General features: G+C 68.0%; 37 protein-coding genes. 3 read left to right on the forward strand and 34 right to left on the reverse strand.

The genetic code is table 11. The features are described from left to right. The first annotated feature begins 44 nt into the window (after window positions 1-44). Window positions 45-1025, forward strand: coding sequence for a type I pantothenate kinase (gene coaA, locus ABH928_RS21200; protein ID WP_370068775.1), 981 nt, complete (start codon window positions 45-47; stop codon window positions 1023-1025). Between the two features lie 13 nt (window positions 1026-1038). On the opposite strand, the gene ABH928_RS21205 is transcribed toward coaA, so the two are convergent. The 7 genes from ABH928_RS21205 to ABH928_RS21235 all read right to left on the reverse strand — a co-directional run bounded on the left by ABH928_RS21205 (window position 1039) and on the right by ABH928_RS21235 (window position 7979). Then, window positions 1039-1467: a hypothetical protein gene (locus ABH928_RS21205; RefSeq protein WP_370068777.1), complete on the reverse strand. Its 429-nt coding sequence runs from the start codon at window positions 1465-1467 to the stop codon at window positions 1039-1041. A 38-nt stretch (window positions 1468-1505) separates the two neighbouring features. Continuing rightward, entirely contained in the window at window positions 1506-2057 is a 552-nt protein-coding gene (locus ABH928_RS21210) for a hypothetical protein (RefSeq protein ID WP_370068779.1), read from the reverse strand. Between the two features lie 71 nt (window positions 2058-2128). After that, entirely contained in the window at window positions 2129-3379 is a 1251-nt protein-coding gene (locus ABH928_RS21215) for an aminotransferase class I/II-fold pyridoxal phosphate-dependent enzyme (protein ID WP_370068781.1), read from the reverse strand. Window positions 3380-3557: 178 nt separating this feature from the next. Further along, window positions 3558-4916, reverse strand: a complete 1359-nt coding sequence (gene glmM, locus ABH928_RS21220) for a phosphoglucosamine mutase (protein WP_370068783.1) — start codon at window positions 4914-4916, stop codon at window positions 3558-3560. Between the two features lie 119 nt (window positions 4917-5035). Next, window positions 5036-5527 carry a 30S ribosomal protein S9 gene (gene rpsI / locus ABH928_RS21225; RefSeq protein ID WP_370068785.1) on the reverse strand — a complete coding sequence of 164 codons (492 nt, stop codon included), beginning with the start codon at window positions 5525-5527 and terminating at the stop codon, window positions 5036-5038. Between the two features lie 42 nt (window positions 5528-5569). Next, entirely contained in the window at window positions 5570-6013 is a 444-nt protein-coding gene (gene rplM / locus ABH928_RS21230; protein ID WP_370068787.1) for a 50S ribosomal protein L13, read from the reverse strand. A gap of 319 nt (window positions 6014-6332) precedes the next feature. Next, a complete protein-coding gene (locus ABH928_RS21235) occupies window positions 6333-7979 on the reverse strand; it encodes an ABC-F family ATP-binding cassette domain-containing protein (RefSeq protein WP_370068789.1) in 1647 nt (548 codons plus the stop codon). A 108-nt stretch (window positions 7980-8087) separates the two neighbouring features. Between ABH928_RS21235 and ABH928_RS21240 the strand changes: the two genes are divergently transcribed. Further along, window positions 8088-9200 carry a hypothetical protein gene (locus ABH928_RS21240; protein ID WP_370068791.1) on the forward strand — a complete coding sequence of 371 codons (1113 nt, stop codon included), beginning with the start codon at window positions 8088-8090 and terminating at the stop codon, window positions 9198-9200. Window positions 9201-9228: 28 nt separating this feature from the next. Here the strand turns inward: ABH928_RS21240 and truA are convergent, their stop codons facing one another. From truA to secY, 10 genes are all read right to left on the reverse strand, one after another. Then, window positions 9229-10125 (reverse strand): tRNA pseudouridine(38-40) synthase TruA, encoded by an 897-nt coding sequence (gene truA / locus ABH928_RS21245; protein ID WP_370068793.1) that lies wholly within the window; start codon window positions 10123-10125, stop codon window positions 9229-9231. A 219-nt stretch (window positions 10126-10344) separates the two neighbouring features. After that, window positions 10345-10764 carry a 50S ribosomal protein L17 gene (rplQ, locus tag ABH928_RS21250; RefSeq protein WP_370068795.1) on the reverse strand — a complete coding sequence of 140 codons (420 nt, stop codon included), beginning with the start codon at window positions 10762-10764 and terminating at the stop codon, window positions 10345-10347. 145 nt (window positions 10765-10909) lie between these two features. Continuing rightward, window positions 10910-11929, reverse strand: a complete 1020-nt coding sequence (locus ABH928_RS21255) for a DNA-directed RNA polymerase subunit alpha (protein ID WP_370068797.1) — start codon at window positions 11927-11929, stop codon at window positions 10910-10912. Window positions 11930-12051: 122 nt separating this feature from the next. Next, entirely contained in the window at window positions 12052-12459 is a 408-nt protein-coding gene (gene rpsK / locus ABH928_RS21260; RefSeq protein WP_030251538.1) for a 30S ribosomal protein S11, read from the reverse strand. A 75-nt stretch (window positions 12460-12534) separates the two neighbouring features. After that, complete coding sequence (gene rpsM, locus ABH928_RS21265) at window positions 12535-12915, reverse strand: 30S ribosomal protein S13 (RefSeq protein WP_370068800.1); 381 nt, start codon at window positions 12913-12915, stop codon at window positions 12535-12537. 206 nt (window positions 12916-13121) lie between these two features. After that, on the reverse strand, window positions 13122-13235 hold the full coding sequence (rpmJ, locus tag ABH928_RS21270) for a 50S ribosomal protein L36 (RefSeq protein ID WP_009740505.1): 114 nt from the start codon (window positions 13233-13235) through the stop codon (window positions 13122-13124). 33 nt (window positions 13236-13268) lie between these two features. Further along, the gene (gene infA, locus ABH928_RS21275; protein WP_003956442.1) at window positions 13269-13490 is read right to left on the reverse strand and encodes a translation initiation factor IF-1; all 222 of its coding nucleotides are present in this window, start codon (window positions 13488-13490) and stop codon (window positions 13269-13271) included. Window positions 13491-13677: 187 nt separating this feature from the next. After that, window positions 13678-14511, reverse strand: a complete 834-nt coding sequence (gene map / locus ABH928_RS21280; RefSeq protein WP_370068804.1) for a type I methionyl aminopeptidase — start codon at window positions 14509-14511, stop codon at window positions 13678-13680. A gap of 131 nt (window positions 14512-14642) precedes the next feature. Continuing rightward, window positions 14643-15302: an adenylate kinase gene (locus ABH928_RS21285; RefSeq protein ID WP_370068806.1), complete on the reverse strand. Its 660-nt coding sequence runs from the start codon at window positions 15300-15302 to the stop codon at window positions 14643-14645. Then, window positions 15302-16612, reverse strand: a complete 1311-nt coding sequence (gene secY / locus ABH928_RS21290; protein WP_370068808.1) for a preprotein translocase subunit SecY — start codon at window positions 16610-16612, stop codon at window positions 15302-15304. Before secY ends, ABH928_RS21285 begins: the two co-directional genes overlap by 1 nt. A gap of 373 nt (window positions 16613-16985) precedes the next feature. On the opposite strand from secY, the gene ABH928_RS21295 reads away from it, so the two are divergent. Then, the gene (locus ABH928_RS21295) at window positions 16986-18440 is read left to right on the forward strand and encodes a glycosyltransferase family 39 protein (protein WP_370068810.1); all 1455 of its coding nucleotides are present in this window, start codon (window positions 16986-16988) and stop codon (window positions 18438-18440) included. A 144-nt stretch (window positions 18441-18584) separates the two neighbouring features. Here ABH928_RS21295 and rplO read toward each other — a convergent pair whose 3' ends face one another. The 17 genes from rplO to rplB all read right to left on the reverse strand — a co-directional run bounded on the left by rplO (window position 18585) and on the right by rplB (window position 26302). Further along, window positions 18585-19040, reverse strand: a complete 456-nt coding sequence (gene rplO / locus ABH928_RS21300) for a 50S ribosomal protein L15 (RefSeq protein WP_196193106.1) — start codon at window positions 19038-19040, stop codon at window positions 18585-18587. Window position 19041: 1 nt separating this feature from the next. Continuing rightward, entirely contained in the window at window positions 19042-19224 is a 183-nt protein-coding gene (gene rpmD / locus ABH928_RS21305) for a 50S ribosomal protein L30 (protein ID WP_042367653.1), read from the reverse strand. Beyond that, a complete protein-coding gene (rpsE, locus tag ABH928_RS21310; protein ID WP_111504516.1) occupies window positions 19224-19850 on the reverse strand; it encodes a 30S ribosomal protein S5 in 627 nt (208 codons plus the stop codon). The genes rpmD and rpsE overlap by 1 nt, the downstream gene beginning before the upstream one ends. A gap of 45 nt (window positions 19851-19895) precedes the next feature. Next, the gene (gene rplR / locus ABH928_RS21315; protein ID WP_037605700.1) at window positions 19896-20279 is read right to left on the reverse strand and encodes a 50S ribosomal protein L18; all 384 of its coding nucleotides are present in this window, start codon (window positions 20277-20279) and stop codon (window positions 19896-19898) included. A 3-nt stretch (window positions 20280-20282) separates the two neighbouring features. Then, complete coding sequence (rplF, locus tag ABH928_RS21320; RefSeq protein WP_370068814.1) at window positions 20283-20822, reverse strand: 50S ribosomal protein L6; 540 nt, start codon at window positions 20820-20822, stop codon at window positions 20283-20285. 23 nt (window positions 20823-20845) lie between these two features. Further along, window positions 20846-21253, reverse strand: a complete 408-nt coding sequence (gene rpsH, locus ABH928_RS21325) for a 30S ribosomal protein S8 (RefSeq protein WP_370068816.1) — start codon at window positions 21251-21253, stop codon at window positions 20846-20848. A 199-nt stretch (window positions 21254-21452) separates the two neighbouring features. Next, the gene (locus tag ABH928_RS21330) at window positions 21453-21638 is read right to left on the reverse strand and encodes a type Z 30S ribosomal protein S14 (RefSeq protein ID WP_196193109.1); all 186 of its coding nucleotides are present in this window, start codon (window positions 21636-21638) and stop codon (window positions 21453-21455) included. Window positions 21639-21641: 3 nt separating this feature from the next. Beyond that, window positions 21642-22211, reverse strand: coding sequence for a 50S ribosomal protein L5 (gene rplE / locus ABH928_RS21335; protein WP_370068819.1), 570 nt, complete (start codon window positions 22209-22211; stop codon window positions 21642-21644). Then, complete coding sequence (gene rplX, locus ABH928_RS21340; RefSeq protein WP_370069014.1) at window positions 22211-22534, reverse strand: 50S ribosomal protein L24; 324 nt, start codon at window positions 22532-22534, stop codon at window positions 22211-22213. Before rplX ends, rplE begins: the two co-directional genes overlap by 1 nt. A 15-nt stretch (window positions 22535-22549) precedes the next feature. Further along, on the reverse strand, window positions 22550-22921 hold the full coding sequence (gene rplN, locus ABH928_RS21345; protein ID WP_042451761.1) for a 50S ribosomal protein L14: 372 nt from the start codon (window positions 22919-22921) through the stop codon (window positions 22550-22552). Between the two features lie 118 nt (window positions 22922-23039). Further along, window positions 23040-23312, reverse strand: a complete 273-nt coding sequence (gene rpsQ, locus ABH928_RS21350) for a 30S ribosomal protein S17 (protein ID WP_042367669.1) — start codon at window positions 23310-23312, stop codon at window positions 23040-23042. Next, on the reverse strand, window positions 23312-23536 hold the full coding sequence (rpmC, locus tag ABH928_RS21355; protein ID WP_196193610.1) for a 50S ribosomal protein L29: 225 nt from the start codon (window positions 23534-23536) through the stop codon (window positions 23312-23314). The genes rpsQ and rpmC overlap by 1 nt, the downstream gene beginning before the upstream one ends. Then, on the reverse strand, window positions 23533-23952 hold the full coding sequence (gene rplP / locus ABH928_RS21360) for a 50S ribosomal protein L16 (protein ID WP_196193111.1): 420 nt from the start codon (window positions 23950-23952) through the stop codon (window positions 23533-23535). The genes rpmC and rplP overlap by 4 nt, the downstream gene beginning before the upstream one ends. A 2-nt stretch (window positions 23953-23954) precedes the next feature. Continuing rightward, window positions 23955-24779 (reverse strand): 30S ribosomal protein S3, encoded by an 825-nt coding sequence (gene rpsC, locus ABH928_RS21365; RefSeq protein WP_370068823.1) that lies wholly within the window; start codon window positions 24777-24779, stop codon window positions 23955-23957. After that, window positions 24779-25126, reverse strand: coding sequence for a 50S ribosomal protein L22 (gene rplV / locus ABH928_RS21370; protein ID WP_370068825.1), 348 nt, complete (start codon window positions 25124-25126; stop codon window positions 24779-24781). The genes rpsC and rplV overlap by 1 nt, the downstream gene beginning before the upstream one ends. A 46-nt stretch (window positions 25127-25172) precedes the next feature. Continuing rightward, window positions 25173-25454 (reverse strand): 30S ribosomal protein S19, encoded by a 282-nt coding sequence (gene rpsS / locus ABH928_RS21375; RefSeq protein WP_030251592.1) that lies wholly within the window; start codon window positions 25452-25454, stop codon window positions 25173-25175. A gap of 11 nt (window positions 25455-25465) precedes the next feature. Beyond that, window positions 25466-26302, reverse strand: coding sequence for a 50S ribosomal protein L2 (rplB, locus tag ABH928_RS21380; protein WP_370068828.1), 837 nt, complete (start codon window positions 26300-26302; stop codon window positions 25466-25468). Window positions 26303-26311 lie beyond the last annotated feature (9 nt).

Here is a 26311-nt window from a genome sequence, read left to right on the forward strand (position 1 = left end):
ATCTCTCGCACCCCGGCGACGGCAGCTCGGCAGACAATAGGAACGTGTCCACCACCCTGGAAGCCGGGCGTCGCACCGACGCATCGCCCTTCGTCGACCTCGACCGTGCCGAGTGGAGTGCCCTCCACGAGCGCACACCACTGCCGCTGACCGCCGACGAGCTGGAACGGCTGCGCGGCCTCGGTGACGTCATCGACCTCGACGAGGTCCAGGACGTCTACCTGCCGCTGTCGCGCCTGCTCAACCTCTACGTCACCGCGACGGGTCAACTGCGCGGCGCGCTCAACGACTTCCTGGACAGCAACGAGCACACCCACACCCAGTCCGGCACGCCGTTCGTCATCGGCGTGGCCGGCTCGGTCGCGGTGGGCAAGTCCACCACCGCTCGACTGCTCCAGTCGATGCTGGCCCGGTGGCCCGAGCACCCACGCGTGGAGCTGGTGACCACCGACGGCTTCCTGCTGCCCAACGAGGAGTTGCGCCGCCGGGGCCTCATGTCCCGCAAGGGCTTCCCCGAGTCCTACGACCGCCGGGCGCTGACCCGCTTCGTGGCCGACGTGAAGTCGGGCAAGGAGGAGGTCACCGCCCCGGTCTACTCGCACCTGGTCTACGACATCGTCCCCGACGAGCGGCTGACGGTCCGGCGGCCCGACATCCTGATCATCGAGGGCCTCAACGTGCTGCAGCCCGCCCTGCCGGGACAGGACGGGCGCACCAGGGTCGCGGTGGCGGACTTCTTCGACTTCTCCATCTACGTCGACGCCCGCCCGGACGACATCGAGAAGTGGTACCTGAAGCGGTTCCGCAAGCTGCGCGAGACCGCGTTCCAGAACCCGGAGTCCTACTTCCGCCGCTACGCGGAGGTCCCCGAGAACGAGGCGCTCGACTACGCCCGCCACCTCTGGCGGACCATCAACCGCCCCAACCTCGTCGAGAACGTCGCCCCGACCCGCGGCCGCGCCGACCTGATCCTGCGCAAGGGCCCGGACCACAAGGTCCAGCGGATCCGCATCCGCAAGCTCTGAGCTTCAGCGTGCCTCAGCCCTGGCCGGGGGGCTGCCGTGGCGGTCCGTACTGCGGCAGTTGCCCGTACGGCTGCGGCTGGCTGTAAGCCTGCGGCGGCTGCCCGTACGGCACGACAGGCTGCTGCGGCACGCCCGGGACCGGCGCGGCGTCCTTTGCCGCCCTGCCGCGGACCCACTTCACGATCCTCATGATCTGACCGGCGAGCAACAGGCCCGGAACGAAGATCGCCCAGGTGGAGACGTAGTACGAGCCGCTGGTGGAGACGAACCCGACATAGACGCCGTAGCCGCCGAAGGCAAGACCGCAGCCGACCATGAAGATCCGGAAGAAGATGCTGTCCTCACCGGGGGCGAACACAAGGACGAACGCCGTGATGCCGGTGATCAGCAGCAGGATCGCATAGAAGGCCCAGAACGGGTGCGTGGTGATGTGGAGCAGCATGGAGTTCCCCCGGAGCAGGATCAGCTGGTCTCAGGGTCTCAGCCCTGCGGGAACTGACCGTAGGGGCCCTCCGGCGGCTGGCCGTAAGGCTGCGGCTGGGGCTGGGGCTGGCCGTACGGCTGCTGCTGCGGCTGGCCGTAAGGCTGCTGACCATAAGGCTGCTGGGGCTGACCGTACTGCGGCTGCCCGTACGGTTGCTGTCCGTACGCCTGCTGCGGCTGGCCATAAGGCTGCTGTCCGTATCCCTGCGGCTGCCCGTACGGCATCCCCGGCTGCTGCGGGATGCCCGGCATCGGCCCGGCAGCGTTGGCCGCCTTCCCACGGCGTGCCCTCCCGAGCATGCCGGCGATCAGCAGGAACGGCAGGACGATCCCCCTGCCCGAGAGGATGTACTCACCGCCGGTGAAGAAGAACCCCATGTAGATGCCGTAGCCGCCGAAAAGGAGACCGGCGATCACGCCGAAGATCCGCCAACCGACGCTCCGCCCGCCGATATTGAGCACACTGAGCGCCACCGAGCCGAAGCCGCTGATCATCAGCAGGATCGAGTAGATGGCCAGAAACGGGTGCGCGCTGAATTCGAGCAGCATGAAGTCCCCCCGGAACAGGATCGGATGACGCCCGGCGGACGCTATCCGATCCCGCTCGGACTGTCACGCTGTCAGGTCTGCGCCCCACCCTCGGTGACCGCCTTGTTCTCCTCGGCCGCGAGCCGGACGCAGAGCGCCACCGCCTCCATGGCCTCGGTGAGTTCGGTCAGCGTCGGGTAGCTCGGCGCGATCCGGATCTGGTGGTCGCGCGGGTCGTGCCCGTACGGGAAGGCCGCACCGGCCGGAGTCAGCGCCACGCCGGCCTCCTTCGCCAGGCGCACGACCTCGGCGGCGCAGCCGTCCGGGACCTCGAGGCTGACGAAGTACCCGCCCTCGGGCCGGGTCCAGCGCGCGATGCCGCGACCGCCGAGCTCCCGCTCCAGCACGTGCTCGACCGCGGCGAAACGCGGCGCGAGCAGCGCACGGTGCTCGGCCATGTGCGCGAGCACGCCGTCCGCGTCGCGGAAGAAGCGGACGTGCCGCAGCTGGTTGACCTTGTCGGGGCCGATGGTCTGCTTGGCCATCAGCTTCTTGAGCCACTCGACGTTGGCGGCCGAGGAGCCGAAGAAGGCGACCCCCGAACCCGCCAAGGTGATCTTCGAGGTCGACGCGAAGACGAACGCCCGGTCCGGGTTCCCCGCCTCGGCGCAGGCGTCCAGGATCGACACGAGCTCGGCCCGACGGTCCGTCAGGTCGTGCAGGGCGTAGGCGTTGTCCCAGAAGATCCGGAAGTCGGGCGCGGCGGTCGGCATGGCCGCGAGGCGGCGGACCGTCTCGGCGCTGTAGACCTCGCCGGTCGGGTTGCTGTACGCCGGGACGCACCACATGCCCTTGATCCGCGGATCGGCGGTGACCAGGCGCTCCACCTCGTCCATGTCCGGCCCGTGCCCGGTCAGCGCGACCGGGACCATCCGGATGCCGAACCGCTCGCACACGCCGAAGTGCCGGTCGTATCCGGGCACGGGGCAGAGGAAGACGACCTCGCCCTCGTCCACCCAGCGGCGGGGGGCACCGGGCACGGCGGAGAGGAGCGCGTTGGCGATCACGTCGTGCATGATCTGCAGGCTGGCGTTGCCCAGCGCCAGCAGCTGGCCCTGCGGGATGCCGAGCAGCGGCGAGAAGATCTCGATCAGCTCGGGCAACCCGGTCAGCCCGCCGTAGTTCCGGGTGTCGGTCCCGTCCGCAGCGCGGAAGTCGGCAGCGCCGGGAAGTTCGAGCAGCCCCGCCGAGAGGTCCAACTGCTCGGGCGAGGGCTTACCCCGCGTCAGATCCAGCTTCAGGCCCTTGGCCTGGAGCTGTGCGTATTCCTCACGAAGCGTCACTCGACTCTCCCTCGCTCAGTTGCAGACACCCCAGGGGCGCGGGGCTCTGCACGAGAAACCACTGATGAGCAGACGGCCCTGAACAAGCGGGGCTCCACCCACGTGGGTGGCTCGTCGCGCCCACGCGGCGGAGCCGCACATCAGCAGAGCCCCGCGCCCCTGGACAGTGGAACGTCCCTTATCCCAAGCGTTCCCGCACGACCATGGCGAGCCGCTCGCAAACCTCCTGGGCCTGGTCGTGGTTCGCTGCCTCCACCATGACGCGAACCAGCGGCTCCGTCCCGGAGGGACGCAGCAGAACCCGGCCGGTGTCGCCCAGCTCCTTCTCCGCCGCCGCCACCGCGTCCACCAGCTCGGGGTCCAGCGCGGCGCGCGTCTTGTCCACGCCCTTGACGTTGATCATGACCTGCGGCAGCCGCGTCATCACCGCGGCCAGCTCCTGCAGCGGCTGCTTGGTCGCCGCGACCCTCGCGGCCAGCATCAGGCCGGTCAGCGTGCCGTCACCGGTGGTCGCGTGCTCCAGCATGATCACGTGGCCGGACTGCTCGCCGCCCAACGTGTAGCCGTGCTCCTTCATGGACTCCAGCACGTAGCGGTCGCCGACCGCCGTCTGGACCAGGTCGATGCCCTCGCGCTCCATGGCCAGCTTGAAGCCCAGGTTGGACATGACCGTCGCGACCACGGTGTCCTTGGCCAGCGCGCCGGACTCCCGCAGGCCGAGGGCCAGGACGGCGAGGATCTGGTCGCCGTCGACCTCGGTGCCGGTGTGATCGACGGCCAGGCAGCGGTCCGCGTCGCCGTCGTGGGCGATGCCCAGGTCCGCGCCGTGCTCGATGACCGCCGCACACAGCAGGTCGAGATGGGTCGAGCCGACGCCGTCGTTGATGTTGAGGCCGTCCGGCTCGGCGCCGATGATGTGGACGAGCTCCGCGCCCGCCCGGCGGAACGCCTCGGGCGACGCGACCGCCGCCGCGCCGTGCGCGGTGTCGAGGACGATGCGCAGCCCGTCGAGGCGGTTCGGCACCACGCTCAGCAGGTGCTCCACGTACTGGTCGAGCCCGGCCTCGTGGTCGCGGACCCGGCCGACCCCGGCGCCGGTCGGGCGGGACCACTCCTCGCCGCCGAAGCGCTCGAAGTGCGCCTCGATGGCGTCCTCGATCGCGTCGTCGAGCTTGTGGCCACCCTTGGCGAGGAACTTGATGCCGTTGTCCGGCATCGGGTTGTGGCTGGCCGACAGCATGACGCCGAAGTCGACGCCCAACGCCTCCGTCAGGTACGCCACGGCAGGGGTCGGCAGGACACCGAGACGGAGCACGTCGACACCGGAGCTGGCGAGGCCGGCCACCACGGCCGCCTCCAGGAACTCACCCGAGGCCCGCGGGTCGCGGCCGACCACGGCCACCGGGCGGTGGCCCTCGAACGCGCCCAGATCACCGAGCACGTGCGCGGCGGCGACGGAGAGGCCCATCGCCATCTCGGCGGTCAGATCGACGTTCGCAAGCCCGCGTACGCCGTCAGTGCCAAAGAGTCGTCCCACTGCCAAAACCTTCCGGGTGTGCCGGGTATGAACGAACCACGCCCTGGGAACACAGGGTGCTCCCAGGGCGTGGTGAAAACCAGCTCCCCCATGCGATGAACGGCGGAGCGGGATGCGACTTAGCGCTTGCTGTACTGCGGCGCCTTACGGGCCTTCTTGAGACCGGCCTTCTTGCGCTCGACGGCGCGCGGGTCACGGGTCAGGAAGCCGGCCTTCTTCAGGGCCGGGCGGTTGGTGTCCTCGTCGGCCTCGTTCAGGGCGCGAGCGACACCGAGGCGCAGGGCGTAGGCCTGGCCGGAGATGCCGCCACCGTTGATACGGGCGACGACGTCGTAGCGACCGTCCAGCTCAAGGATCTTGAACGGGTCGTTCACGGTCTGCTGGTGCACCTTGTTGGGGAAGTACTCCTCCAGGGTGCGACCGTTGATCTTCCACTGGCCGGTGCCGGGGACGATGCGCACGCGGGCGATCGCCTCCTTGCGGCGACCCAGGCCGGCGCCCGGAATGGCCTCGGCGAAGGCGGAGGGAAGGGACTCGCTGGTGTACTCGGTCTCCTCGACCTCGAAGGTCTCCTCGACCTCGAGGGGGAGCTCAGCAGTGGTCTCGGCCACGGTTTCCTCTGTTCTTCTCGTCAGATTGTCTGGTGGCCGGTCTTACTGAGCGACCTGGGTGATCTCGAACGGCACCGGCTGCTGGGCAGCGTGGGGGTGCTGGTCGCCCGAGTACACCTTCAGCTTCGAGAGCATCTGACGACCCAGGGAGTTCTTCGGGAGCATGCCCTTGATGGCCTTCTCGACGGCCTTCTCCGGGCTCTTCGCCAGAAGGTCGTCGTAGCGGACGGCCCGCAGACCACCCGGGTAACCGGAGTGGCGGTAGGCCATCTTCTGAGTCTTCTTGTTGCCGGACAGGTGCACCTTGTCCGCGTTGATGATGATGACGAAGTCACCCATGTCAACGTGCGGCGCGTACACCGGCTTGTGCTTACCACGGAGGATGGTGGCGGCCTGGGAGGCCAGACGACCCAGGACAACGTCCTGGGCGTCGATGACGAGCCACTGACGCTGGACGTCGCCGGGCTTGGGGCTGTACGTACGCACGGTCGTAGCCTTCGCTTTTCAGTGAGTGTGTGCCTGACAGGGCCACCGGGACGATCGGAGCAGCCTCAGCACTGGGACCCGGACGCAATCGGGTGTGCAGCGCCGCCACTCATCGACCTGGCGGACCGGCGTACCGACGTCTCACGTGAGATAGAGCGAGCCAATACGCACAACGAACTCGCAGAATACCGGCCCGGTGGCAGGCGGGTCAAAACGCCCGGCAACCACCGCGCTGGTTTTCCACAAGCTGTGCACCAGTCTACGTGGACCCGGGACGTTCGCCGACCAGTCGGAGCTCGTCAGCGGCCCTCATCGCCCGTCACCGCTCCCGGGTGACCCGGCGCTCGTCCCAGACCGGCTCCGGCGACTCGTACACCCGGCCGTCCGCGCCGAAGACCAGGAACCGGTCGAAGGACCGGGCGAACCAGCGGTCGTGCGTGACCGCCAGGACCGTGCCCTCGAAGGCCTCCAGCCCCTCCTGCAGCGCCTCGGCGCTCTCCAGGTCCAGGTTGTCGGTGGGCTCGTCCAGCAGCAGCGCCGTCGCACCGCCCAGCTCCAGCCGCAGGATCATCAGCCGGGCCTGCTGGCCGCCGGAGAGGTTCTCGAAACGCTGCGCCTCCTGGTGATGCAGCTCATACCGGCGCAGCGCGCTCATCGCCGCCGCGCGGTCCAGTGCGTGCTCGGTCTGCAGAATCTCGCGCGCGGTCCGGCCCAGCAGCTCCGGATGCGCGTGCGTCTGCGCGAAGTGGCCCGGCACAACGCGCGCGCCCAGCTTCCACGCCCCGCTGTGGGCGACCGGTCGCCGCTCGTCGCCGGCGACCAGGCGCAGGAAGTGCGACTTGCCCGAGCCGTTGGAGCCCAGCACGGCCACCCGCTCGCCGTAGTAGACCTCCAGGTCGAACGGCTGCATCAGGCCGGTCAGCTCCAGCTTCTGGAAGGTGAACGACCGGACGCCGGTGCGTCCGCCCTTGAGCCGCATGCTGATCGCCTGCTTGCGCGGCGGCTCCGGCGGCGGGCCCGCCTCCTCGAACTTGCGCAGCCGGGTCGTGGCCGCCTGGTAGCGGGAGGCCATGTCGTGCGAGCGGGCCGCGTACTCACGCATGTCCAGCACGAGCTTCTTCAGCTGGGCGTGCTTCTCGTCCCAGCGCCGGCGCAGCTCCTCGAACCGGGCGAAGCGCTCCTCCCGGGCCTCGTGGTAGGTCGCGAAACCGGCTCCGTGCACCCAGACCTCGCTGCCGTCCACGCCGGGCTCGACGCTGACGATCTTCTCGGCGCTGTTGGCCAGCAGCTCGCGGTCGTGCGAGACGAAGAGCACGGTCTTCCGGGTCTGCCGGATCTGCTCCTCCAGCCAGCGCTTGCCGGGGACGTCCAGGTAGTTGTCGGGCTCGTCCAGCACCAGCACCTCGTCGGGGCCGCGCAGCAGCGCCTCCAGCACCAGGCGCTTCTGCTCGCCGCCGGAGAGCGTGTTCAGGCCGCGCCACTGGGCGCGCTCGTAGGACGTGCCGAGCGCGGCGACGGTGCAGACGTCCCAGACGGTCTCCCACTCGTAGCCGCCCGCGTCCGCCCAGTCGGAGAGCGCCTGGGCGTAGTCGAGCTGGGTCCGCTCGTCCTCCTGGGCGATCATCGCCAGCTCGGCCGCGTCCACGGTCTGCGCCGCGGCCTTGACCTTGGGCGGCGCGACGGCGACCAGCAGGTCGCGCACCGAGGCGTCCTCGGCCAGCGGCGACTCGCGCCCGGTCGTGCCGACGAACTGACGCATCACCCCGAGCCCACCACTGACCGTCACCGTGCCGCCGTGCGGGGTGAGATCACCCGCGATCAGCCGCAGCAGCGTGGTCTTGCCCGCGCCGTTGGCTCCGACCAGGGCGACCGCTGCGCCCTCCCCGACCCGGAAAGACGCGTCGGCGAACAACACCCGCCCGTCGGGTAGGTAGTACTCCAGGTGCGAGATCTCGACGTGTCCCATGTTCAGCGATTCTCGTCCCTGCCGCGTTCCTGGGAAAACGGGTTTTCCGCACCCCTCTCACCTGGGCTTTGCCGGATCCGGAAGCTGGACCTACTACGCTTTCGGCGCATGACGACAGGCCCCCGTCAGGACCGTCAGCCGCAGGCCGACCCGCAGCAGTCCCTCCCCCGCCGCGGCGACCGGCAGCACGGCCGGATCCCGACCCAGTACGCGCCAGGCCGTCTGCGCGCGCGGGCACTCACCGCCTTCAAGGTGCGGCCCGGCGCTCCGGAGCCGCCCACGCCCGAGCCGCAGCAGGGCACCGCTCCCGTCCGCGGCGGCGCCAGGACCACCACGGCCTTTGCGATACGCCCCGGCCTGCCCAGCGACCCGCCGCCCGAGGGCACGCCGGCCCCTGACTGGGAGCAGCCCACCGAGACCGCCCCCGAGCCCTCGCACCGGTCCAACCAGCACACCCGGCCCACCGGGCCCACCCGTCTGCGCCGCCGCATCGCCCTCGGCGCTGCCGCCGTCCTCGTCCTCGGCGGCGGGGCGGCCGCCCTCGCCCTGACGGGCGGTCACTCCACCGGCCACCCCACGGCAGTGGCGAGCCCCTCCGTGGCCGTGCCCACGACCCAGCCCTCGTTCGCCCCCACGACGATGCCCCCCGCGCAGCCGACGCCCAGCCCGACGCTGCTCGACCCGATCACCCTGCTCTCCAGTGCCACGACGGACACGGCCCCGCTCAGCGTGGCGGCGCTCTTCCCCGGCAAGAAGGTCACCGTCAACGGCCATCCCTACACCCAGGCACTGACAGCGACCTCCGCGTGCACGGACGCCGCCACCGCGCCGCTGGCCGCGGTGCTGGCCAAGAACGGCTGCCAGGCCGTCTTCCGTGCCACCTACGGCAGCGGCGCGGCCGACGTCACCGTCGGTATCGCCGTCTTCCCCTCGGCGGCCCAGGCCGACGCGGTGAAGGCCCAGGCCGCATCGGGCAACCTGCAGTCGCTCTTCGGCGGCCCGGTGAAACCGTTCTGCCGCGGCGTGGTCTGCAGACTCTCGACCGACGCGATCGGCCGCTACACCTACTTCACCGTCGCGGGCTACACCAACGGCAAGCCGGTCCCCGCCAACGACACCGTCGCACTGGCATCAGGCAACGACATCGCCGCGATGGCCTTCCAGAACCTCGCCGCCCGCGGCCGTGCGGAAGCGGCTGCAGCCGCCCAGTCCGCGCACTGATGGGCCGTCAGGTCGGCTGCCGCCGCGGTTACTTCGCTCCGAGCACCCGGAGCCGACGGGCCGCGCGGTTGCGTTCCGCCAGCAGCTCGTCGGCCGGGTAGCCGACCTCCTCCAGCGTCAGCCCGTAGGGCCGGACCACGTTGACGGCCGAGTTCCGCTCGCCGCCGGCGAGCACCTCCGCCGGGAAGTCCACCGGCCGCTGCCCACCGCCGACCAGCAGCATCGAGCCGACCAGCGCGCGCACCATGTTGTGGCAGAACGCGTCCGCCCGGACCGTCCCGACGACCAGCCCCGGCACTCCGGGCCCGAGCAGCGCGTCGCCCTCGGTGCGCTCCCAGGAGAACTCCAGCAGCTCCCGGATGGTGGTCGCGCCCTCGCGCTTCTTGCAGTACGCGGCGAAGTCGTGCTCTCCCACGAGGCGTCGTGCCGCCTCGTTCATCAGCGGCACGTCCAGCGGACGGTCGTGCCAGAGCACGTGCCCGCGCCGCAGCGGGTCGACGCCGCCCTGGACGTCACAGATGCGGTAGGCGTAGCGCCGCCAGATCGCGCTGAAGCGCGCGTCGAAGCCCGCGGGAGCCTCGGACAGCCGCCACACCCGGATGTCCCCCGAAAGCCGCCCGGCGAGCCGTCGCAGCAGCTTCTCGCCCTCCGCCTGCCAGATGCCCTCCGGCAGATCCACGTGCGCGACCTGCCCCCGCGCGTGCACCCCGGCGTCGGTCCGCCCGGCGACGGTCAGCGGGAACAACACGTCGTGCTGCCGCGTGACGACCGCGATCGCCTCCTCCAGCTCCTGCTGGACCGTCCGCCGCCCGCTCTTCTGCCGCGCCCACCCGGAGAACTCCGCGCCGTCGTAGGCGAGGTCCAACCGGATCCGGACCAAGCCGTCGGCAGGGCCGTCCTTACGGGGCTCTTCTTCGCAGGCCACAGGGGAAACTCTCTACGCAAGGGGTGGAGGGCAAACGCCAGGGGCGCGGGGCTCTGCCGATATGCGGCCCCGCCGCGCAGGCGCGACAAGCCACCATGACAGGTGACTCGCCGAACGAGCAGAGCCATCCGCACAGGATGGTTGCTCGCGCCCACGCGGCGGAGCCGCAAAATCAGCAGGGCCTCGCGCCCCTGGATAGTGCAACGAGTCCTCTGGGGACTACTCCGCAGCCGCGACCTTGGTCGCCGCCTCGGCCTCGCCGACGGCCTCCTGGGCCACCGTCAGAGGCTCGACCAGCTCGATGACGGCCATGGGCGCGTTGTCGCCACGGCGCGTACCGATCTTGGTGATACGGGTGTAGCCACCGGGGCGGTTCACGTAACGCGGACCGATCTCGGTGAACAGGGTGTGCAGCACCGCGACGTCGGTGATGACCTTGCGCGCCTCACGGCGGTTGTGCAGGTCACCCTTCTTGGCCTTGGTGATCAGCTTCTCCGCGAACGGGCGCAGGCGGCGGGCCTTGGCCTCGGTCGTGGTGATGCGGCCGTACTGGAACAGCTCGCGAGCCAGACCGGCGAGCAGCAGACGCTCGTGGGACGGGCCGCCGCCGAGGCGGGCACCCTTGGCGGGACGAGGCATGGTGTCTCCTTCAATATCCGGCGTCGGCCGTACTAGGAACCGGACCGGGCGTACGGGCAGTGGCGCCCGCACGACTTAGACATACAGGTGACAAGAATACGGGACCGCCGAAGCGGTCCCGTACCCAAGCGGAGTCGGATCAGACTCAGTACTGCTCGGTCTCCGCGAAGCCCGGGTCGTCGTCGTCGGCGCCGAAGGCGTCCGCAGCGGCGGTCGGGTCGAATCCGGGCGGGCTGTCCTTGAGGGCCAGGCCCATGCCGGCCAGCTTCGCCTTGACCTCGTCGATCGACTTCGCACCGAAGTTGCGGATGTCGAGCAGGTCGGCCTCGGAGCGGGCGACGAGCTCACCCACGGTGTGGATGCCCTCGCGCTTGAGGCAGTTGTAGGAGCGGACCGTGAGCTCCAGCTCCTCGATCGGCAGCGCCAGGTCCGCGGCCAGGGCGGCGTCCGTCGGGGACGGGCCCATGTCGATGCCCTCGGCATCGATGTTCAGCTCGCGGGCGAGACCGAACAGCTCGACCAGGGTCTTACCGGCCGACGCCATCGCGTCACGCGGACGCATGGCCGGCTTGGTCTCGACGTCGACGATCAGCTTGTCGAAGTCGGTGCGCTGCTCGACACGCGTGGCCTCGACCTTGTAGGTGACCTTCAGCACGGGGCTGTAGATCGAGTCGACCGGGATACGGCCGATCTCCTGGCCGGACTGCTTGTTCTGCACGGCGGAGACGTAGCCGCGACCGCGCTCGACGGTCAGCTCCATCTCCAGCTTGCCCTTGCCGTTCAGCGTGGCCAGGACCAGCTCGGGGTTGTGGACCTCGACACCGGCCGGGGGCGCGATGTCAGCGGCGGTGACCAGACCCGGGCCCTGCTTGCGCAGGTACATCACGACCGGCTCGTCGTGCTCCGAGGAGACGACCAGCTGCTTGATGTTGAGGATCAGGTCGGTGACGTCCTCCTTGACGCCCGGCACGGTGGTGAACTCGTGCAGCACGCCGTCGATCCGGATGCTGGTGACAGCAGCGCCGGGGATCGAGGAGAGGAGGGTACGACGCAGGGAGTTGCCGAGGGTGTAGCCGAAGCCCGGCTCCAGCGGCTCGATGACGAACCGGGAGCGGTACTCGTCGACAACCTCTTCGGTCAGCGACGGACGCTGAGCGATCAACATGAGGGAAATCCTCCAGATAGATCTTCGGCACCCACTATTTGATGCCGACGAAAGCAAGGATACGGCCTCCGGCTGAACCGGAGGCCGTATCCCTTGGAGCTACACGCTGCGAAGCGCGTGCGTCAGACGCGACGACGCTTCGGCGGGCGGCAGCCGTTGTGCGGGGTGGGGGTGACGTCCTGGATGGAGCCGACCTCCAGGCCGGTGGCCTGGATGGAGCGGATCGCGGTCTCACGACCGGAGCCCGGGCCCTTGACGAAGACGTCGACCTTGCGCATGCCGTGCTCCTGCGCGCGGCGAGCAGCGGCCTCGGCGGCCATCTGCGCGGCGAACGGGGTCGACTTGCGGGAGCCCTTGAAGCCGACGTGGCCCGAGGACGCCCAGGCGATCACGTTGCCGGACGGGTCGGTGATCGAAACGATCGTGTTGTTGAACGTGCTCTTGATGTGGGCGTGCCCGTGAGCGACGTTCTTCTTCTCCTTGCGGCGGATCTTCTTCGCGCCGGCAGCCTGACGGCCCTTGGGAGGCATGAGCTGAAATCTCCTGATGAGGTGGTCGGTCCGCTAGCCCAGCGGGCCGGATTGAAGTCCGGTTGAGGGGGCGGACTACTTCTTGCCCGGCTTCTTCTTGCCGGCAATCGCGCGACGCGGGCCCTTGCGGGTACGCGCGTTGGTGTGGGTGCGCTGACCGCGGACCGGCAGGCCACGGCGGTGGCGCAGGCCCTCGTAGCAGCCGATCTCGACCTTGCGGCGGATGTCGGCGGCGACGGCACGGCGGAGGTCACCCTCGACCTCGAAGTTCGCGTCCACGAACTTCTGCAGGGCGACGAGGTCGTCCTCGGTGATGTCGCGGACGCGGATGTCCGGGTTCACACCGGTCTCGACCAGCGCCTGCTTGGCGAGGGTGCGGCCGATGCCGTAGACGTAGGTGAGGGCGATCTCGATCCGCTTCTCGCGCGGGAGATCAACGCCACTGAGGCGTGCCATGAATCTGGCTCCTGTTGTTTCCTCGGAGGTCTGACGTGACGCCTACCCGTTCAGCTCCCGCTGATCGAGCCCCGGCCTCCGACCGGGGGTGGCAGTCTCCCGTCCCTGCAGAGTGAATCCCTGCAAGGACAACGAGAGATCGGGCATCCCGTTTCATGTTGTTTTTCGCGTCGCGCGAAGAGTTACGACCCGTACAGGGGGTGAGATCAGCCCTGGCGCTGCTTGTGGCGCAGGTTCTCGCAGATCACCATGACCCGACCGTGACGGCGGATCACCTTGCACTTGTCGCAGATCTTCTTGACGCTCGGCTTGACCTTCATCTGACTCAGGTTCTCCGGGTCTGGATCTGCTGGTTACTTGTACCGGTAGACGATGCGACCACGGGTCAGGTCGTACGGGCTGAGCTCGACGACGACCCGGTCGTCCGGGAGGATGCGGATGTAGTGCATGCGCATCTTGCCGCTGATGTGCGCGAGAACCTTGTGACCGTTCTGCAGTTCGACCTTGAACATCGCGTTCGGCAGAGACTCGATCACGGTGCCCTCGATTTCGATGGCGCCTTGCTTCTTGGCCATAATCCTGCGGAATTCGCCTTCCGGAATCGACTACCGTAGTCGGCACTCACGCAGGGACCGGATCGATCCATCCTCGCCTTACCGGGCGGGGACGTGCGGAAGCAAGCTACGAGTGAGCCGACACAGCAGTCTACGACAGTGTCCAAGCGAACGCGAAATCACCCCGTCGCAGCCCGGCCCGACGGGCTCAGCCCAGCGGGTCCGGGGCCACGGTCACACCGAGCTCGGCGAGCTTCGCCTTGCCGCCGTCGACGGCGGTGAGGACGAGCGGGCCCTCCTCGGTCAGGGCGATGGAGTGCTCCCAGTGGGAGGACCAGGTGCCGTCGTTGCTGACGACCGTCCACTCGTCCTCGAGGACGTGGGTCTTGGGGGTGCCGAGGGTGATCATCGGCTCGATGGCGATGCAGAAGCCCGGGACCAGCTTCATACCGCGCCCACGGCGGCGGTCGACGTAGTTGAGCAGGTGCGGGTCCATGTGCATGGCGGAGCCGATGCCGTGGCCGCCGTAGTCCTCGACGATGCCGTACTTTCCGCGCGGGGGCAGCGGCTGACGGCGGATGAAGCCCTCGATGCTGCGGCTGATGTCGGAGAGCCGGTTGCCCTTCTTCACCTGTGCGATGCCCGCCCACATCGAACCCTCGGTGGTCTCGCTCAGCGCGTGCAGCTCCGGGGCGTGGCCGCCGCCAACGAAGACGGTGACGGCTGCATCGCCGTGCCAGCCGTCGACGATCGCGCCGCAGTCGATGGAGATGATGTCGCCGTCGTTCAGCACGCGGTCGCCGGGGATGCCGTGCACGACCTCCTCGTTGACGGAGGCGCAGATCACACCGGTGAAGCCGTGGTAGCCGAGGAAGTTGGACGTCGCGCCATGGCCCTCGATGACCTTCTTGGCGACGGCGTCGAGCTCGCCGGTGGTGACACCGGGCACCGCGGCCTCGCTCGCGGCCTTGAGCGCCTCGGCCACGATCAGCCCGGCCTCCCGCATCTTCGCGATCTGCTCGGGCGTCTTGATCTCAACCATGCGCTCTTCTCGCTCTCCTCAACTCGTCCAACCAGACACGTGCAACCAGTGGCGACGCAGCGGCGCCTGGAAAACGCACTGCGGCCGTGACATCCATCCAGGGTGTCACGGCCGCAGCCAAGAAATGAAACTCAGTCGTTCGCGTTCTCCCGCAGCGCGGCGATCGCGCGCTCGGTGACCTCGTCGACCTTGCCGAGCGCCGAGATCGTGGTGACCAGGTGCTGCTTGCGGTAGTACTCGATGATCGGCTCGGTCTCCGTGTGGTAGACCTCGAGCCGGGTGCGCACGGTCTCCTCGCTGTCGTCCGAGCGCTGGTACAGCTCGCCGCCGCAGACGTCACAGACGCCCTCGACCGCGGGCGCGTTGTAGAGCACGTGGAAGATGTGCGCGCTGTCGTTGCGGCACAGGCGGCGGCCGGCGATGCGCCGGACCACCTCGTCCTCGGGGACCTCCAGGTCCAGCACGCCGTCGAGGGCGATGCCGAGCTCCTTGAGGATCCCGTCCAGCGCGACGGCCTGCGCGGTGTTGCGCGGGAAGCCGTCCAGCAGGAAACCGTTCTCGGCGTCCGGCTGGTGCAGCCGGTCCTTCACCATCGCGATGGTGACCTCGTCGGGTACCAGCGTGCCCTCGTCCATGATGCTCTTCGCCAGCCGGCCGAGCTCAGTGCCCTGCGAGATGTTGGCGCGGAACAGGTCACCGGTGGACACATGGGGGATGGACAGGGTCTTGGCCAGCAGCGCGGCCTGAGTACCCTTCCCGGCCCCCGGGGGTCCGACGAGGACGATACGCATCAGCGGAGGAACCCTTCGTAGTTGCGCTGCTGGAGCTGGCTCTCGATCTGCTTCACAGTTTCAAGGCCCACACCCACAACGATGAGGATGCTCGTACCGCCGAACGGGAAGTTCGAAGACGCCTGGAACAGCCCGAGTGCGATCAGGGGCACCAGGGCGATCAGGCCCAGATAGAGCGAGCCCGGCCAGGTGATCCTGGTCAGCACATAGTTCAGGTATTCCGCCGTCGGGCGGCCGGCCCGGATGCCCGGGATGAACCCACCATACTTCTTCATGTTGTCGGCGACTTCTTCGGGGTTGAACGTGATGGCCACGTAGAAGAAGGCGAAAAAGACAATCAGGACGAAGTAGACCAGCATGTAGAGCCAGTGGTCGCTCTTGGTGAGGTTGTTCTCGATCCACGCCCCCCAGCCTGAGCTGGTCTTGTTGCTGAGCTGGACCACGAGCGCGGGGATGTAGAGCAGCGAGCTGGCGAAGATGATCGGAATCACACCCGCCTGGTTCACCTTGAGCGGGATGTACGTCGAGGTGCCGCCGTAGGCGCGGCGACCGATCATGCGCTTCGCGTACTGCACCGGGACGCGGCGCTGGGCCTGCTCGACGAAGACGACCAGGCCCACCATGGCCAGACCCATGATGATCACGCCGAAGAAGGTCAGCCAGCCGTGGCTCGCCTTGATGCTCCACAGCTGCGACGGGAACTGCGCGGCGACCGAGGTGAAGATCAGGATCGACATGCCGTTGCCGATGCCGCGGTCGGTCACCAGCTCGCCCAGCCACATGATGACCGCGGTGCCCGCGGTCATGGTGATGACCATGGTCGCGATGGTGAAGACCGACTGGTTCGGGACGACCTGGCTGCCGGAGCAGGCCCCGCCGAACAGCGCACCGTTCTGCGCGGTGGCGGAGATCGCGGTGGCCTGGAGGATGGCCAGCGCGATGGTCAGGTACCGGGTGTACTGGGTGATCTTCGTCTGACCGGCCTGGCCCTCCTTCTTCAGGGCGTCCAGGCGCGGGATCACCACCGTCAGCAGCTGAAGGATGATGCTCGACGTGATGTAGGGCATGATCCCGAGCGCGAAGATGGTGATCTGCAGCAGCGCACCGCCGCTGAAGAGGTTCACCAGGCCCAGCAGCTGGTTGCCGCCCGACTTGTTCAGGCTGGTCAGACAGGACTGCACACCCGCGTAGTTGACGCCCGGCACGGGGATGTGCGCACCCGCGCGGAAGACGACCATGATGCCCAGCGTGAACAACAGCTTCTTGCGCAGGTCGGGCGTCTTGAACGCCCGGGCGAACGCGGTGAGCACGGGGCCTCCTGCTGCTCCCGGCCGTGGGGGCCCGGAGGGACGGTGGATCGGGGGGCGTACCGTCTGAGACGGGTGGGCCAACCTACATATGGACTCCACGGACTCTAACAGCCAGTGGCCGCACGAATGAAGCACAGAACCCAAGGGAGACAAGCCGATCTTGGGGCTTCCCCCGATGGTTACCGGCAAAGGGTGCCTTCTGTCCGTCTTCTGTCCGATTCGCGCACGTCAAGCTCCGAGGTCAAGGCGACGCCACAACGCACACCTTCGAAGTAATTGAGCGATGAATTGCGCATGAAAGCCCGTTTACCGAGCCGCTACGCCGCTTGGCGGCTGGTAGACAGGACCCCGTTCGAGGGAAAACCACAAACCGATGAAGGCACCCGAGGCACCCGTGCTGCTCCGCAGACCCCGCGCATGGGCCCCGCCCGCGCTCCTGGCGCTCGTCCTCGGCCTGATCGAGGTGGGACGTCCGGACCTCTGGCGCGACGAACTGGCCAGCTGGACCGCCGCCACCCGCAGCCTGGGACAGCTGTGGGGCTTGCTCGGCCATGTGGACGCCGTCTCCGGCGCCTACTACGTCCTCCTGCACTTCTGGATCAACAGCTTCGGCACCTCGGCCGCGGCCCTGCGGATGCCCAGCGTGCTGGCAACCGCGGTCTCCGCCGGGCTCACCGCCGTCATCGGCAAGCGCCTCTTCAGCGCCCGGGTCGGGCTCTGGGCCGGCCTGCTCTACGCGCTGACGCCTCTGGTCATCCGCTATGCGCAGGAGGCCCGGGTCTACGCGATGGTCGACACCGTCGTCCTGCTGGCCACCCTGCAACTGCTGACCATCCTCGACTGCCGGGAGAACCCGGGCCGGCGCCGGATGGCACTCCGCTGGCTGGGCTACGCGACCCTGATGGCCCTGGCGGGACTTCTCCACCTGGTCGCCCTCAGCGTGCTGACGGGCCACCTCTGGCTGGTGTACACCCGCCGCAGGCGCGCCTGGCGCGGCTTCGTCCCGGCCGCCGTGCTGGCCTTCGCCGTCCTCACCCCGCTGCTGCTGGCGGGCCACGACCAGGCCGGCCGCCAGCTCAACTGGACCACCCGCCCGAACATCTTCGCCCTGCCCGGACTGCTCGGTTCGATCACGGCCTCCTGGCCGGTGACGGTGGTGCTGCTGGCCCTGACCGTCGTCGCCTGCCTGCGCCGCCCCGGCCGACTGCTGCTCCCCCTGCCGATCCTGCCGGTGCTGACGGTGTGGCTCGTCTCCCAGGGCTCCACGTCCTACTGGGTCGAGCGCTACCTGCTCTTCGTCGTCCCGTTCTGGGCGATCATCGCCGCGGCAGGCGCGGAACGGCTTCCCTTCTCCCGCTGGACCGCACCCGCGGCGGTCCTGCTGGTCGCCCTGATCGCCCTCCCCTACCAGGTCCAACTGCGCCAGCCCGCCGCGCACACCACGACCGACTGGAAGGGCGCGGCCTCGATCATCGCCACGGGCTACCGCGAGGGGGACGCGTTCGTCCCGGAGCGCGGCCCGTACGCGAAGTACATGCTCGATCTGGGGATCGAGTACTACCTGCCCTCCGCCGACAGACCCCGCGACCTCTTCGCAGCGAAGACCCCGGCCCAGGCGGACGACCTGATGGCGGTCGAATGCACGGTGCCCGCGACCTGCCTGGACAACGCTCCGCGCCGCATCTGGGTCGTCTCCTACGGCTACTGGCACAGCCCGATGAGCGGCCTGACTCCTGCGGAGCGCGCGGCGCTCGCCGCCCGGTACAACGTCACCTCGGTCCACCACGTCCAGGGCCTGACCATAGGGCTGCTGACCCTCAAGCGATAGGCGCAACTCCTTCGGGGGCGCTGCCGCAGGCAGTTGCACCACCAGGGGCGCGGGGAACTGCAACGTCCCTCTGTGGAAAAGGCGAAAGGCCCGGCTCCCCCGAAGGGGAACCGGGCCTCAGCGCTCGGGGCGTCAGCGACGAGCTCAGATGAGCTCGGTCACCGAGCCGCCCGCAGCGGCAATCTTCTCCTTGGCGGAGCCGGAGACGGCGTCAACCGAAACCTGCAGCGCCACGGCGATCTCGCCGGTGCCGAGCACCTTGACGAGCGAGTTCTTGCGAACCGCACCCTTCGCGACCAGGTCCTCGACCGTGACCTCGCCACCCTGCGGGTAGAGCGCGGCCAGCTTGTCGAGGTTGACGACCTGGAACTCGACGCGGAACGGGTTCTTGAAACCCTTCAGCTTCGGCAGGCGCATGTGAAGGGGCATCTGGCCACCCTCGAAGCGCTGCGGAACCTGGTAACGGGCCTTGGTGCCCTTGGTACCACGACCAGCGGTCTTACCCTTGGATGCCTCACCACGACCGACACGGGTCTTGGCGGTCTTGGCACCCGGGGCGGGACGCAGGTTGTGGATCTTCAGCGGGTTCTGCTCCGCCATCTCAGTCCACCTCCTCGACCGTGACGAGGTGACGGACAGTCTGGGCCATCCCGCGGATCTCGGGACGGTCCTCCTTCACGACCACGTCGTGCATGCGCTTGAGACCAAGCGAACGCAGGGTGTCACGGTGGTTCTGCTTGCTACCGATGTAGGACTTGACCTGGGTGATCTTCAGGCGAGCCATTACGCAGCCCCCTGCCCAGCAGCCCGGGCGCGCAGCAGCGCGGCCGGAGCAACGTCCTCCAGCGGCAGACCACGACGGGCAGCGATCTCCTCGGGGCGCGAAAGGCCCTTCAGCGCGGCCACGGTCGCGTGGACGATGTTGATCGCGTTGTCGGAGCCCAGGGACTTCGACAGGATGTCGTGCACGCCGGCGCACTCGAGCACGGCACGCACCGGACCACCGGCGATAACGCCGGTACCCGGGGAAGCCGGCTTGAGCAGGACGACGCCCGCGGCCTTCTCGCCCTGGATGGGGTGGGGAATGGTGCCCTGGATACGGGGGACCTTGAAGAAGTGCTTCTTGGCCTCCTCAACACCCTTGGCGATGGCGGCCGGCACCTCCTTCGCCTTGCCGTAACCGACACCCACGGTGCCGTCACCGTCGCCCACCACGACCAGCGCGGTGAAGCTGAAGCGACGGCCACCCTTGACAACCTTGGCGACTCGGTTGATCGCTACGACGCGCTCGACGTAGGCGGTCTTCTCGACGGCGGCTCCGCCGTCACGACCGTCACGCTTACGGTCACGCCGCTCGCCACCGCCGGTGCCGCCGCCGGCGCCGCTACCGCGGCGCTGGGGTCCAGCCATTGGATTTACCTCTCTCGTTTCGTCCGTCAGCCTGTGGCGGGCGGGTCAGAAGTCCAGACCGGCCTCGCGGGCGGCGTCCGCCAGGGCCGCAATGCGGCCGGCGTACTGGTTGCCCGCGCGGTCAAAGACGACCTGCTCGATACCGGCAGCCTTGGCGCGCTCGGCGACCAGGGCTCCGACCTTCTTGGCCTGCTCGGTCTTGTCCGCCTCGTTGCCCTTGATGGACACGTCGAGGGTGGACGCCGAAGCCAGGGTGTGGCCCGCGAGGTCGTCGATCACCTGCGCCACGATGTGGCGGTTGGACCGGGAGACCACCAGGCGCGGACGAACCGGAGTACCGGAGACGCGCTTGCGGACGCGGATGGCGCGGCGCTTACGGGCGGCGGCCTTGTAGCCGTTGCCCTTGCCGATCTTCACACCGACAGTCATGGGTTACTTACCACTCTTTCCGACCTTGCGGCGGATGACCTCGCCCGCGTACTTGACGCCCTTGGCCTTGTACGGGTCGGGCTTGCGCAGCTTGCGGATCTTCGCGGCGACCTCGCCGACCTTCTGCTTGTCGATGCCGTCCACGTGGAACTTGGTCGGCGACTCGACCACGAAGGAGATGCCCTCCGGGGCCGGGACCAGGATCGGGTGGCTGTAGCCGAGCTGGAACTCCATGTCGGAGCCCTTCGCCGCGACACGGTAACCAACACCGCTGATCTCGAGCGACTTGCGGTAGCCCGCGGTCACGCCGGTGATCATGTTCGCCACCAGCGTGCGGGTCAGGCCATGCAGGGCCTTCGACATGCGCTCGTCGTTCGGGCGGGAGACGACGACAGTGCCGTCCTCAGCCTTCGCGATCTCGATCGGCGCGGCGACGGCGTGGGTGAGGGTGCCCTTGGGGCCCTTCACCGAGACCGTGCGGCCATCGATGGTGACGTCCACGCCGGCGGGAACCGGGATGGGCAGCCGTCCAATGCGAGACATTGCTGTACCTCCGTTTCCCTGAGTTACCAGACGTAGGCGAGGACTTCCCCACCCACGCCCTTCTTGGCTGCCTGCTGTCCGGTGAGCAGACCTGCGGACGTGGAGATGATCGCCACGCCCAGGCCGCCGAGCACCTTCGGCATAGCGGTGGACTTGGTGTAGACCCGCAGACCCGGCTTGGAGATGCGCTTGATGCCCGCGATCGAGCGCTCACGGTTCGGGCCGAACTTGAGGTCGATGGCCAGCTTCTTGCCGACCTCGCCCTCCTTCGGCTCCTCGACCTTCCAGCTGGAGATGTAACCCTCCTGCTTGAGGATCTCCGCGATGTGCGTCTTGATCTTCGAATGGGGCATCACGACGGAGTCGTGGTAGGCCGAGTTCGCGTTTCGCAGACGCGTCAGCATGTCTGCGATCGGGTCGGTCATGGTCATGATGGCCTGTGGCCTCTCTCACCGCGGTTTCCGCGCGCCTCGTTTGCAGAAGGGGCACGGGACCTACGGTGTAGTAAGACGAATTCGGGGCAGCACGGGCCCCGACCTCCCTAGGTTACAGGAGGTCGGGAACCCGACTGTTCCGAGGTTGCTTACCTCTGAGTTCCTGACAGTCCTTCGGATAGGCCGAAGGAGCTGGTTACCAGGAGCTCTTGGTCACGCCCGGCAGCTCGCCGCGGTGCGCCATCTCACGAAGGCAGACACGGCAGAGGCCGAACTTGCGGTACACGGAGTGCGGACGGCCGCAGCGCTGGCACCGGGTGTAGCCCCGGACACCGAACTTCGGCTTGCGCTCCGACTTGGCGATCAGTGCCTTCTTCGCCATCGGTCAGCTCTCCTTGAAGGGGAAGCCGAGAGCCCGCAGCAGCGCCCGGCCCTCGTCGTCGGTCTGGGCGGTGGTCACCACGGTGATGTCCATACCACGAGGGCGGTCGACCTTGTCCTGGTCGATCTCGTGGAACATGACCTGCTCGGTCAGACCGAAGGTGTAGTTGCCCTTGCCGTCGAACTGCTTCGGCGACAGACCGCGGAAGTCACGGATGCGCGGCAGCGCAAGCGAGATGAGGCGGTCCAGGAACTCCCACATGCGGTCACCGCGGAGGGTGACGTGGGCGCCGATCGGCTGACCCTCACGCAGCTTGAACTGCGCGATGCTCTTGCGAGCCTTGGTCACGGTCGGCTTCTGGCCGGTGATGGCGGTGAGGTCCTTGACCGCACCGTCGATCAGCTTCGAGTCGCGGGCGGCGTCGCCCACACCCATGTTGACCACGACCTTGACCAGGCCGGGGATCAGCATGACGTTGTCGTAGCTGAACTCTTCCTGCAGCTGACCCTTGATCTCGGAGCGGTAGCGCTCCTTGAGCCGGGGGCTGACCTTCTCAATCGAGGTGTCGGTCATCAGATGTCCTCACCGGTGCGCTTGGCAACGCGGATCTTGTTGCCCTGCTCGTCGAATCGGTACCCGACGCGGGTGACGACCTTCTTGCCGTCCTTCTCCACGACCAGCTGAACGTTGCTGACGTGGATCGGGGCCTCGACGGTCACGATGCCGCCGGCCTTCGAGCCGTTCGCGGTGGGCGTGGCCTTGGTGTGCTTCTTGACCCGGTTGACACCCTCGACCAGGACGCGGTTCTCCGTAGGGATGGCCTGAATGACCTTGCCCTGCTTGCCCTTGTCCTTGCCGGTGATGACCTGGACCAGGTCACCCTTCTTGATCTTCATGCTGTTAGCCATCGGTTACAGCACCTCCGGCGCCAGCGAGATGATCTTCATGAACTTCTTCTCGCGCAGCTCACGGCCCACCGGGCCGAAGATGCGGGTACCACGGGGGTCACCGTCGGTGTTCTTGAGGATGACGGCGGCGTTCTCGTCGAACCGGATGTAGGAACCGTCGGGACGACGGCGCTCCTTCACGGTCCGGACGATGACGGCCTTGACCACGTCGCCCTTCTTCACATTGCCACCGGGGATCGCGTCCTTGACGGTCGCCACGATGACGTCGCCGATGCCCGCGTAGCGCCGGCCGGAGCCACCGAGAACGCGGATGCAAAGGATTTCCTTCGCGCCCGTGTTGTCGGCGACACGCAGTCGCGACTCCTGCTGGATCACGTCTTTCTCCTGATCGTCAACGATCGGGACCGGGTCCGCCGCTGCTCACCCGGGCACCCCTGACTCTCTTGCAAGAGCCGGGGTCCCGAGCACATACGACGGCACCCAATCGCGTTCGTTACTTGGCCTTCTCGAGGATCTCGACGACGCGCCAGCGCTTCGTCGCGGACAGCGGACGGGTCTCCATGAGGAGAACACGGTCGCCGACACCGCAAGCGTTGGCCTCGTCGTGCGCCTTCAGCTTGTTCGTACGGCGGATGACCTTGCCGTACAGCGCGTGCTTGACGCGGTCCTCGACGGCGACGACGACGGTCTTGTCCATCTTGTCGCTGACGACGAGACCCTCACGGGTCTTGCGGAAACCGCGCGTCTCGTTGGTGTTCTCAGTCATCAGGCGTCCTTCACCGTCTCGATGCCCAGCTCGCGCTCGCGCATCAGGGTGTAGATCCGCGCGATGTCCTTCTTGACGAGCTTGAGGCGCCCGTGGTTGTCGAGCTGCCCGGTCGCCGCCTGGAAGCGGAGGTTGAACAGCTCCTCCTTGCGCTCACGCAGCTGCGCAACGAGACCCTCGTTGTCCAGCTCGCGGAGCTCAGCAGCCTTCGTCGCGGCCATCAGCTCTCACCTGCCTCGCGCCGGACAATCCGGCACTTCATCGGGAGCTTGTGAGCAGCGCGGGTGAGCGCCTCACGAGCCACCTTCTCGTTCGGGTAGGACAGCTCGAACATGACCCGACCCGGGTGCACGTTCGCGATCCACCACTCCGGCGAACCCTTACCGGAACCCATGCGGGTCTCGGCGGGCTTCTTCGTCAGCGGGCGGTCGGGGTAGATGTTGATCCACACCTTGCCGCCACGCTTGATGTGACGGGTGATGGAGATACGAGCGGACTCGATCTGCCGGTTCGTCACGTACGCCGGGGTGACGGCCTGCAGGCCGTACTCGCCGAACGTCACCTCAGTGCCACCCTTGGCCATACCGCGGCGCTTGGGGTGGTGCTGCTTGCGGTGCTTGACCCTGCGAGGGATCAGCATGGTCAGGCCTCCGTAGTGGTCTCAGCCGCAGCCGGAGCCTCGGTCGCCGCGGGGGCGGCAGCCTCGGTGTTCTGCTGCGGACGGCGGCCGCGGCCACCGGCGGGACGGTCGCCACCACGACGCGGGCGCTCGCCCGGGCCACCCGCACGCGGCGGGCGGTTGCCGGCCTTGGCGGCAGCGTTCTCGGCACGGACCTCGGCGATGTTCTTGACGTCGCCCTTGTAGATCCAGACCTTGACGCCGATGCGACCGAAGGTGGTCTTGGCCTCGAAGAAGCCGTAGTCGACGTTGGCGCGCAGCGTGTGCAGGGGCACGCGGCCCTCGCGGTAGAACTCGCTGCGGGACATCTCAGCGCCGCCCAGACGGCCGGAGCACTGGATCTTGATGCCCTTGGCACCGGACTTCATCGTGCCCTGCATGCTCTTACGCATGGCGCGACGGAAGGAGACGCGGGAGGACAGCTGCTCAGCGACGCCCTGAGCCACGAGCTGGGCGTCCAGCTCGGGGTTCTTGACCTCGAGGATGTTCAGCTGGACCTGCTTGCCGGTCAGCTTCTCGAGGTCGCCGCGGATGCGGTCGGCCTCGGTGCCGCGGCGGCCGATGACGATGCCCGGGCGGGCGGTGTGGATGTCCACCCGCACGCGGTCACGGGTGCGCTCGATCTCAACCTTCGAGATACCGGCGCGCTCCATGCCGGACGTCATCATGCGACGGATCGCGACGTCTTCCTTGACGTAGTCCTTGTACAGCTTGTCGGCGTACCAGCGGGACTTGAAGTCCGTGGTGATGCCGAGGCGGAACCCGTGCGGGTTAACCTTCTGGCCCATTACCGGGTCCCTTCCTTCGACGCGACGACCACGGTGATGTGGCTCGTCCGCTTGCGGATCCGGTACGCGCGGCCCTGGGCCCGCGGACGGAAACGCTTCAGGGTCGGGCCCTCGTCGACGTAGGCCTCGGAGATGTAGAGGCTCTCGACGTCGTTGTGGTTGTAGTTGTGGTCCGCGTTCGCAATGGCGCTGTTGAGCACCTTGAGAACGGGCACAGACGCGGCCTGCGGAGCGAATCGCAGGACCGCCTGGGCCTCCGTGGCACTCATGCCACGGACAAGGTCCACCACGCGGCGGGCCTTCATGGGCGTTACGCGGATGTACCGCGCCGCTGCCCTGGCTTCCATGGTTGTCCCCTTGATGGTGTCTGTCATCGTGTCTTCGCTTCGCAGGTCAGCGTCGCTTGGACTTGCGGTCGTCCTTGACGTGACCCCTGAACGTGCGGGTCGGCGCGAACTCGCCGAGCTTGTGGCCGACCATCGACTCGGTGACGAACACCGGGATGTGCTTGCGGCCGTCGTGCACCGCGAGGGTGTGCCCGAGCATCGCCGGAACGATCATGGAGCGACGGGACCAGGTCTTGATGACGTTCTGGGTACCGGCTTCGTTCTGGACATCCACCTTCTTCATGAGGTGGTCGTCGACGAAGGGCCCCTTCTTGAGACTGCGCGGCATCGAGACTGCTCCTAGCGCTTCTTGTTCGTCTTGCGGCGGCGGACGATGTACTTGTTGGACGCCTTCTTCGGCGAACGAGTACGACCCTCCTTCTGACCCCACGGCGAAACCGGGTGGCGACCACCGGAGGTCTTACCCTCACCACCACCGTGCGGGTGGTCGATCGGGTTCATGGCGACACCACGCACGGTCGGGCGGACGCCCTTCCAGCGCATACGGCCGGCCTTGCCCCAGTTGATGTTCGACTGCTCGGCGTTGCCGACCTCGCCGACGGTCGCGCGGCAGCGCGCGTCCACGAGGCGGACCTCGCCGGACGGCATGCGCAGGTGGGCGTAGACGCCCTCCTTCGCCAGCAGCTGCACCGAGGAGCCCGCGGAACGGGCGATCTTCGCGCCGCCACCGGGACGCAGCTCGATGGCGTGGATGACCGTACCGACCGGGATGTTCCGGAGCGGGAGGTTGTTGCCCGGCTTGATGTCGGCGCTGGGGCCGTTCTCAACCCGGTCGCCCTGGCCGAGCTTGGCCGGAGCGATGATGTAGCGCTTCTCACCGTCTGCGTAGTGCAGCAGTGCGATGCGCGCGGTGCGGTTCGGGTCGTACTCGATGTGAGCGACCTTGGCCGGCACGCCGTCCTTGTCGTGACGACGGAAGTCGATGACACGGTACGCGCGCTTGTGGCCGCCACCCTGGTGGCGAACAGTCACACGACCGGTGTTGTTACGACCGCCCTTGCTGTGCAGCGGGCGGACCAGCGACTTCTCCGGCTCGGACCGCGTGATCTCGACAAAGTCGGCAACGCTGGAGCCGCGACGGCCCGGCGTTGTCGGCTTGTACTTGCGGATGCCCATGGCTTCTTC

The organism is Streptacidiphilus sp. MAP5-3 (assembly GCF_041262505.1).
Lineage (GTDB): Bacteria > Actinomycetota > Actinomycetes > Streptomycetales > Streptomycetaceae > Streptacidiphilus.

Coding starts and splice junctions, on each gene's coding strand:
- rplO (WP_196193106.1), bottom strand. CDS start 19,040: ATGGCGGAGCAGAACCCGCTGAAGATCCACAACCTGCGTCCCGCCCCG.
- rplE (WP_370068819.1), bottom strand. CDS start 22,211: ATGACCGACACCTCGATTGAGAAGGTCAGCCCCCGGCTCAAGGAGCGC.
- ABH928_RS21235 (WP_370068789.1), bottom strand. CDS start 7,979: ATGGGACACGTCGAGATCTCGCACCTGGAGTACTACCTACCCGACGGG.
- rpsH (WP_370068816.1), bottom strand. CDS start 21,253: ATGACCATGACCGACCCGATCGCAGACATGCTGACGCGTCTGCGAAAC.
- ABH928_RS21205 (WP_370068777.1), bottom strand. CDS start 1,467: ATGCTGCTCCACATCACCACGCACCCGTTCTGGGCCTTCTATGCGATC.
- rplX (WP_370069014.1), bottom strand. CDS start 22,534: ATGAAGATCAAGAAGGGTGACCTGGTCCAGGTCATCACCGGCAAGGAC.
- rpmD (WP_042367653.1), bottom strand. CDS start 19,224: ATGGCTCGCCTGAAGATCACCCAGGTCAAGTCCTACATCGGTAGCAAG.
- rpmJ (WP_009740505.1), bottom strand. CDS start 13,235: ATGAAGGTCAAGCCGAGCGTCAAGAAGATCTGCGACAAGTGCAAGGTG.
- ABH928_RS21255 (WP_370068797.1), bottom strand. CDS start 11,929: ATGTTGATCGCTCAGCGTCCGTCGCTGACCGAAGAGGTTGTCGACGAG.
- rplF (WP_370068814.1), bottom strand. CDS start 20,822: ATGTCTCGCATTGGACGGCTGCCCATCCCGGTTCCCGCCGGCGTGGAC.
- ABH928_RS21285 (WP_370068806.1), bottom strand. CDS start 15,302: ATGCGTATCGTCCTCGTCGGACCCCCGGGGGCCGGGAAGGGTACTCAG.
- ABH928_RS21240 (WP_370068791.1), top strand. CDS start 8,088: ATGACGACAGGCCCCCGTCAGGACCGTCAGCCGCAGGCCGACCCGCAG.
- ABH928_RS21295 (WP_370068810.1), top strand. CDS start 16,986: ATGAAGGCACCCGAGGCACCCGTGCTGCTCCGCAGACCCCGCGCATGG.
- rpsC (WP_370068823.1), bottom strand. CDS start 24,779: ATGGGCCAGAAGGTTAACCCGCACGGGTTCCGCCTCGGCATCACCACG.
- ABH928_RS21210 (WP_370068779.1), bottom strand. CDS start 2,057: ATGCTGCTCGAATTCAGCGCGCACCCGTTTCTGGCCATCTACTCGATC.
- rpsQ (WP_042367669.1), bottom strand. CDS start 23,312: ATGACTGAGAACACCAACGAGACGCGCGGTTTCCGCAAGACCCGTGAG.
- rplV (WP_370068825.1), bottom strand. CDS start 25,126: ATGGAAGCCAGGGCAGCGGCGCGGTACATCCGCGTAACGCCCATGAAG.
- rpsM (WP_370068800.1), bottom strand. CDS start 12,915: ATGGCACGCCTCAGTGGCGTTGATCTCCCGCGCGAGAAGCGGATCGAG.
- rplP (WP_196193111.1), bottom strand. CDS start 23,952: ATGCTGATCCCTCGCAGGGTCAAGCACCGCAAGCAGCACCACCCCAAG.
- infA (WP_003956442.1), bottom strand. CDS start 13,490: ATGGCCAAGAAGCAAGGCGCCATCGAAATCGAGGGCACCGTGATCGAG.
- rpsK (WP_030251538.1), bottom strand. CDS start 12,459: ATGCCTCCCAAGGGCCGTCAGGCTGCCGGCGCGAAGAAGATCCGCCGC.
- rpsE (WP_111504516.1), bottom strand. CDS start 19,850: ATGGCTGGACCCCAGCGCCGCGGTAGCGGCGCCGGCGGCGGCACCGGC.
- rpsS (WP_030251592.1), bottom strand. CDS start 25,454: ATGCCGCGCAGTCTCAAGAAGGGGCCCTTCGTCGACGACCACCTCATG.
- map (WP_370068804.1), bottom strand. CDS start 14,511: ATGGTTGAGATCAAGACGCCCGAGCAGATCGCGAAGATGCGGGAGGCC.
- ABH928_RS21330 (WP_196193109.1), bottom strand. CDS start 21,638: ATGGCGAAGAAGGCACTGATCGCCAAGTCGGAGCGCAAGCCGAAGTTC.
- rplB (WP_370068828.1), bottom strand. CDS start 26,302: ATGGGCATCCGCAAGTACAAGCCGACAACGCCGGGCCGTCGCGGCTCC.
- rplR (WP_037605700.1), bottom strand. CDS start 20,279: ATGACTGTCGGTGTGAAGATCGGCAAGGGCAACGGCTACAAGGCCGCC.
- rplQ (WP_370068795.1), bottom strand. CDS start 10,764: ATGCCTCGTCCCGCCAAGGGTGCCCGCCTCGGCGGCGGCCCGTCCCAC.